The 7,412-nt window shown below is 39.8% G+C and carries 3 protein-coding genes; all 3 read right to left on the reverse strand.

The window, feature by feature from the left end; all coding sequences use genetic code 11:
• Positions 1-691, reverse strand: a 691-nt coding sequence (locus tag F6K13_RS10680; RefSeq protein ID WP_287287347.1) for a polyketide synthase, incomplete at its 3' end; no start/stop codon positions are given.
• 74 nt (positions 692-765) lie between these two features.
• Positions 766-5,784: a type I polyketide synthase gene (locus F6K13_RS10685; RefSeq protein ID WP_287287349.1), complete on the reverse strand. Its 5,019-nt coding sequence runs from the start codon at positions 5,782-5,784 to the stop codon at positions 766-768.
• A 244-nt stretch (positions 5,785-6,028) separates the two neighbouring features.
• Positions 6,029-7,412, reverse strand: a 1,384-nt coding sequence (locus tag F6K13_RS10690) for a beta-ketoacyl reductase (protein WP_287287351.1), incomplete at its 5' end; no start/stop codon positions are given.

The raw sequence follows: 7,412 nt of genomic DNA on the forward strand, positions 1-7,412 counted from the left end.
TTAAAGCCAAATTGGACTCACCCTGACGTAGACTCTGACAAGCTTCATGTATAGCTACTAAAGATGATGAACAAGCTGTATCTATTGCTATTGATGGGCCTTGCAATCCTAAAAAGTAAGATAACCTACCTGCTGCAAAACAAAACCCATTTCCTGTAGCATCATAAGGGCTAATATTTTCGACTTGACTGAAACCCAAATTAGCATAATCATTTTGACCGATACCTAGAAATACTCCTGTCTGAGTGTTTTCTAATTGCTGGGGATCAATACCAGATCTTTCTAAAGCTTCCCAAGTTACTTCTAAAATAAAACGTTGCTGTGGGTCAAGGCTATGTGCTTCTTTGCCGGAGATACCAAAAAATTGCGGATCGAACCGATCTACCTGCTCTACTAATGCTGCGTGACGGATATACATTTTCCCTGGAGTATCAGGGTTTGGGTCGTAGTAAGAATCTATATCCCAACGTTCTAGTGGAATCTCTCTAACAGAGTCTTTACCATTAGATAACAATTCCCAGAAACTTTCTGGTGTGTTGGCATTTCCAGGAAATCGACACCCTATGCCAATAATGGCGATCGCTTCACTTCTGGAGCGCTCCATCATCTCCAACTTAGTTTCTGCTTGTTTTAAAGCTAAAAACATTTGTTTGGATAATGATAGTTGCTCTTTTTTGGTACTCGGTTCCATAAACTTTTAGCCTTAACCTAATTTTTTTGACTTATAGAGCAAAATATATATTTTTTTTTAGCTTTCACCTAATCTTAGAGCATGTTCTGAATTTTTTCTAGTTGTTGAGCTGCTAGTGCTTCAAAATCTTCTTCTGAAATATCTTCCAGAACTGGCAATACATTACCATCTATTTCTGATACATCAGTTTGGCTCAGGCCATTAGAGGATTCCTCATTTTCTGTTGTCTTCCATTCCATTAATTCCTCTATATGTGAGGACAATTTGGCGATCGTTGGGTATTCCATCGCTATTGTCTCAGGTAAGTTAGTTCCTAGTTGATTTTGCAGTCGATTTTTTAATTCTACCGCCATTAAAGAATCCATGCCCATTTCCATAAACCCTAAATTCATTTCCGGTAATTGAGATGAGCTTAAACCTAGTACTTGAACTACTTCCCCTCGAATGTGTTCGGTTAAAATTTCTTGACGTTCCTCTTCTAAGGCCGTTTCTAATTTGGCTAAAATTTCTACTTTTACTTTCTGCTGTAGTGTATCATTATCTGCCAACTTTTCCTTTTTTAATAATTCTTGTAATAAAGAACTTTTTGTGATACCACTCCAATGTTCTGCTAATACCGACCACTCTACTGGTATTACACCTACCTGTGACCTAGCAGATTGATTTCCCAAAAGTAAGTCCAAGGAATACATTCCTTCTTTGGGAGCTATTTCACCTATTCCACTGTTCTGAATACGATTTTGATGCTCCACTGCTAAACGAGCAGCCATTCCCCCAGACGCCCATGCTCCCCAGTTAATAGCTAATCCTGATAATCCTCTGCTGCGACGATAACCAGCTAAACCATCCATAAAAGCATTAGCTGCAGCATAATTTCCTTGACCAGGGGAACCAATTAGGGAAACCATTGAGGAGAAACAGATAAAGAAATCTAATGGCAAATTTTGAGTTAATTTATGTAAGTGCCAAGTTCCTCTTACTTTTGGCGACATTACTTTGGCAAAACGCTCCCAGTTCATCTGTTGTATGGTTCCATCATCAAGCACTCCTGCTGCATGAATTATTCCTTTGAGTTTTGGCATTGATGTCTGAATCTTCTCCAGAATTTTGGCTATATCTTCTTCTATAGCAATATCCCCTAACCAAACCTTGACCTGGCATCCTGTTTGTTCTAATTTTTGTATTGATTCTTGGATTTTTTCTGAAGGAGCGTTACGCCCAGTTAAGACAATATTTTTAGCTCCCTTAGATACTAACCATTCTGCGGTATGTAGTCCTAACGCTCCTAATCCTCCTGTTATTAAGTAACTACCATCTGATGATAAGGATAGGGGTTGAGGAAATTCTGGAGGAGATTGATTTACCAGACGAGCTACATAAGTATTTTCTCCCCGTAAAGCTAGATGATCTTCTTCTTGTTCATTAACTAATAATTGCCATAGCATTTCTATTTCGTCTGCTGCTGGAGCTTGTGGGTCTAGGTCCACTAATCCTCCCCATAATTGGGGATGTTCTAGGGACACTGCTCTACCTAATCCCCACAGAGGCGATGCTGCTAGTCCTGTTATATTATTTTCTGTTTTGGATAATACTGACTGAGACCCACGGGTTACTAACCATACTTGAGGGGTGTTTGCCTTTTTGAGTAAGGTTTGTAACAGATACACTACGCTGCCACATCCCCATATTTGTGTTTCTTCTAGGGTTTCAAGGGTTAAGTCTTTTGATTCAGGAGCGTCTAAACTCCACAAGTGAATTAACTTTGATGAGGGAGTTGGAGTATTTTGCTGAATTTCTTGGTACAGTTGTTCAAATTCTTCGGGAATATTAGGATTTAGTTGATATTTTCCTACTGCTAGTTTTTGATAGCTCTCCCCTCTATAAACTAAGCTATATTCATGACCCTGTTGTTGTAATTTTTGGGCTAATTTTTCAGCTACTCCTGTAGTATCGGCAAAAATCAGCCAATGACTTAATTGAATGTTTGTTGTTGAGTTACTTTGAGCTAAAGGTTTCCATTGAATTTCATAGAACCAATTTTTTACAGTTACTGCTGTTAATTGTTCTTGATGTTGTTTAGCTAATACATCTAATATTTCTGGTAAAAGTTTAAGCTGTTCTGGTGAAAAATTTACCGCTCTTTCTAGTTGTTGAGTGAGGGTTTCTGTGTTTCCTTGAGTGAGTAGTTGAAAAATTGGAGTCTCACCAATATTTTCTAACTTTTGATGTTGTTGTTTCTGTTTGTTTTCTGTTTTTTCTACCCAGTAACGTTGTCGTTGGAATGGATATGTTGGCAATGCTACTTTCTGACGAGCATAACCTTGGTCAAACCCTGACCAATTTATTTTGATACCTCTAACATACAACTTTCCTAAAGTCAATAACATTTGCTGCCATTCATCGTTCAAAAGCGCAGCATCCTCTGTCTTCCCCCGAAGATCGGGGGACGGGAGGGGGATTTTCTTCGGACGCAACGATGGCAACCATTCTCCTGAATCTCCTGCTAGACATCTACGTCCCATCCCTAACAAAATTGGTTTCGGTCCTATTTCCAAGAAAAGTTCATTCCCTTGCTCGTGCAATGTTTTTATGCTTTGATAAAACCTTACTGGTTGTCGGATATGATCTACCCAATATTCGGCCTTAGTTACTTCATTTGCTGCTTTTTGACCAGTTACATTTGATACCAGTGGTATTTTCGGCCGATTATAGATGACTGACTGAGCTACTGTTGCAAATTCGGCCAACATTGGCTCCATCAACGGCGAATGAAAAGCATGGGAAACTTGTAATTTTTTGGTCTTAACTCTTATTGCTTTGAACTTACTACAAACTGTTGCGATCGCTCCACTCTCTCCAGAAATCACCATACTTTCTGGTCCATTAACCGCTGCTATTGTCACTTGTGAACTATAATCTGCTATTACTTCTGTAACCACAGATTCTGAGGCCATCACTGCTACCATCTCTCCACCGGAGGGTAACTGTTGCATCAACTGTCCCCGCATAGCAATTAATTTCAGACCATCTTCTAAACTGAAAACTCCTGCTACTGTTGCTGCCACATATTCTCCTACACTGTGACCCATGACTACAGTTGGTTTGATTCCCCAAGATTCCCATAATTTGAACAAAGCATATTCAATGGCAAATAGAGCAGGTTGGGTATAAGCTGTCTGGTCTAACAAATTCGAGGTTGACTTTTGTACATCTTTAGGGTAAATAACTTCTAATAGAGGTACTTCTAGATAGGGTTGTAAAATTTGGTCGCATTGATCTAAAGCCTGACGGAAGGTTGGTTGAGTTTCATACAGTTGCTTACCCATATCCACATATTGGGAACCTTGACCTGTGAATAGGAAAGCTAGCTTAGAACTTGCGCTACCACTATCAAATTCTCCACAACATAGTCCAACTACTTCCTTTCCTGTTTTTTGGTCAAGTAGCTTTTGTGCTAATTCGTTTTGGTCAGAAGCAATAACTGCTAGTCGATGCTTAAAATGTTTCCTTCCTGTATTAGCTGTGTAACATACATCTGCTACTGCCAAATCTGGATATGTTTCTAAATGCTTTTGATAACTACTGACTAAATCTGCTAAAGCTTTTTCTGTTTTGGCTGATAAAGTCAATAAATGCAGCGGACGCTCTAAATCATGCCCCTTTTCCCCATTTGTGTTAATTCTAAATTCTGAATTCTGAATTCTAAATTCTACAGGGGCTTCTTCTAAAATTATATGAGCATTAGTACCACCCATACCAAAGGAACTAACTGCTCCTATTCTTGGTTTTCCCTCGCTAGACCAAGACATTAAGGAAGTAGGAATTTTTATTGGTAACTTATCCCAATCTACAAGAGGATTAGGTTGTTTTAAATGTAAATGAGGAGGAATTTCCTGATGCTTAAGGGCTAAAATCACCTTCATCAAAGATGATACCCCTGCTGCTGCTTCCAAATGCCCAAGATTTGTCTTGACCGAGCCCACAATTAAAGGGGAATCTGCTGGACGTTTTTTCCCGTATACTTCTGCCAGAGCTTCTATCTCAATTGGGTCTCCTAAAGAAGTTCCTGTACCGTGAGCATCCAAATAGCTAACTTGATTGGGTTCTAACTTAGCATTTGTCAGAGCTTGTTGAATTACCTGCTTTTGAGCCATTTTATTAGGAACTGTCATCCCACTACTTGGCCCATCGTGATTAACAGCAGAACCTCGAATAACGGCGGAAATTAGATCGCCATCACTAATTGCATCAGACAAACGCTTCAAAACTAGGACACCACATCCTTCTGCCTGACCATAACCATTGGCAGCAGCATCAAAAGTCTTGCAACGACCGTCAGGGGATAGTGCTTTTGCTTGGCAACGACCAATAGTGCTGAAGGGGGATAATATTAAATTTACCCCACCTACTAATGCTATGTTGGATTCTCCTGAACGCAAACTCTGACACGCTAAATGGGCAGCAACTAAAGAACTTGAACAAGCTGTATCTACCTGTAGATTAGACCCTTGCAAACCCAAGAGATGAGAAATACGACCTACACCAATACTTCTATTAATGCCAAGAGTAGGGTAACTATTTGCTTCACGGAGAATGACGCTAGTATAGTCATCTGTCGATGCGCCCATGAATACACTTGTCTGACTATTCTTCAGATTTTCCCATGTTTGTCCAGAATTTTCTAGTGCTTCCCATGTAACCTCTAACAGTAGTCTGTATTGAGGATCTAAACTAACTGCTTCTCTAGGAGAAATACCAAAAAATAAGGGGTCAAACTGGTCAACTTGATCGATAAACCCACCCTGTCTAGTGTAGGATTTCCCAGGAACTTCTGGATCGGGATCGTAATAAGCGCTCACATCCCAACGTTCAGGAGGAACTGGCGTAATTGCATCTATACCATCATGTAATAAATTCCAGTATTTTGATGGGTCATTAGCTCCTCCAGGAAATCTACAGGCCATGCCAACAATGGCGATCGGTTCGGTTTTGGCTTTGTTTACTGCTGCGAGTTTACCCCGCATTTCCTTCAATGTTTGAAGTACTTCTTTGGATAAGACGTTTTGTTGGTTTGTTTGAGAAGTATTGTTCATTTTAGTCCTCTGTCAATCAATAATATATATAGACATCTCCAGAAAATAGGGAACAGGGAACAGGGAACAAGGAACAGGGAACCCACCCCTTTCCCCTCCGGTGGAGGGGAATAATTGATAATTTATGGATAAGAATTGATTTTATTTTTGATTTTTGGAGATATCTAATGATGGATCAATCCTCTCTCCGCGTCCCCGCGTCCCCGTATCTACCTCAACCCGTCAATTCAAAATTGACAGACCACTAGTCCTCCTTCAGCAAAGCTTGGATTTCTTCTAATTCTGAGGCAATGGCACTATCAACTTCTCCTTCAAATTCTGTTTCTATCTGTTTGGGAGGAGTTACTTCTTGACTATCTTGAACATCAATTTCTTCTTCCTCCCCTTCTGGGAAAATTTCTTCGATCAAGTATTCAGCTAAGTCTTTGATATTAGACTTTTCAAACAAGGTAGCTGTGCTGATGGAAGAATTAAAAGTAGAACTCAACAGATTTCTTAGCTCAACTGCCATCAAGGAATCCATTCCCATTTTAAAGAATCCTAACTCCGGATCTGGAAGTTTAGATTTCGATAATCCGATAATTTTAGCTACATCATTTTGCAACTGCTCAATGAGTATTTCGTTCCGTTCACTTTCTGGAGCTTGATAAAGTTGTTCTAACAATTCCGATTTACGTCCGGAAGTCTGTTCTCCATCTGTTGCTTCTGAGTCTAGTGAAATTTCTTGCAGAAATGATCGTTTACCTCCTAGTTCATAGAGGTCTTTAAATAAATCCCAATTTATATCTGCTACTACTGTTTGAGGGTTATTGCTTGTTAATACTTTCTCCAAGGCAGCTATTGCTTTTTCTGGTTCTAGTGGTTTTACACCCATTTGGTTTAACCAATTCATGGCCTCTCCTTCTGCCATTCCGCCTCCTGACCAAGGCCCCCAATTTATGCTATAGGTTGGTAATCCCAGAGATTGTCGATAATAAGTTAATCCATCTAGAAAATTGTTGGCTGCTGCATAGTGAGCTTGAGCTTTTGAACCCCATACTGATGCAATGGAGGAGAAATTCACAAAAAAGTCTAGCTCAAGGTTCTGGGTTAATTGATGTAGCAACCATCCTCCTATTACTTTTGGACGGAGTATGGCTTCAAGTTGAGAAAGTTCCATCTCCTGAAGCAGGTTCAATCCTACCAGTCCTGCTGCATGAATTACTCCTTTGAGAGGTGGTATTCCTTCTTCTACTTGCTTGAACACTCTCTCCATATCTTCTTGAACAGATACATCTGCTTGAGTTACAACTACTTCTGCTCCTTGTTTCTCTAAACTATTAATCTTCAATTGTGCTTGCTCTGATGGTTGAGAGCGACCAGTTAATACTAGATGTTTACATCCCTTCTCTACTAACCATTGAGCTATGCTCAATCCTAATGATCCTGTTCCCCCAGTAATTAAATAACTTCCTGACTCACTGAAAGATATTTGCTGAGACTCTGCTAAGAGTTTTCTTTCTAAACGAGCTACATAGATTTCTCCATTACGGATGGCCAGTTGATCTTCTTCTTGCTCTTCTTCTAGTAGCTGTAGTAGTGTTTCTGCTTCATTTTCATTTGTGGACGATGCCTGGTCTAAGTCTAGT

This window comes from Okeania sp. SIO2B9, from assembly GCF_010672505.1.
GTDB classification, from domain to species: Bacteria; Cyanobacteriota; Cyanobacteriia; order Cyanobacteriales; family Microcoleaceae; genus Okeania; species Okeania hirsuta.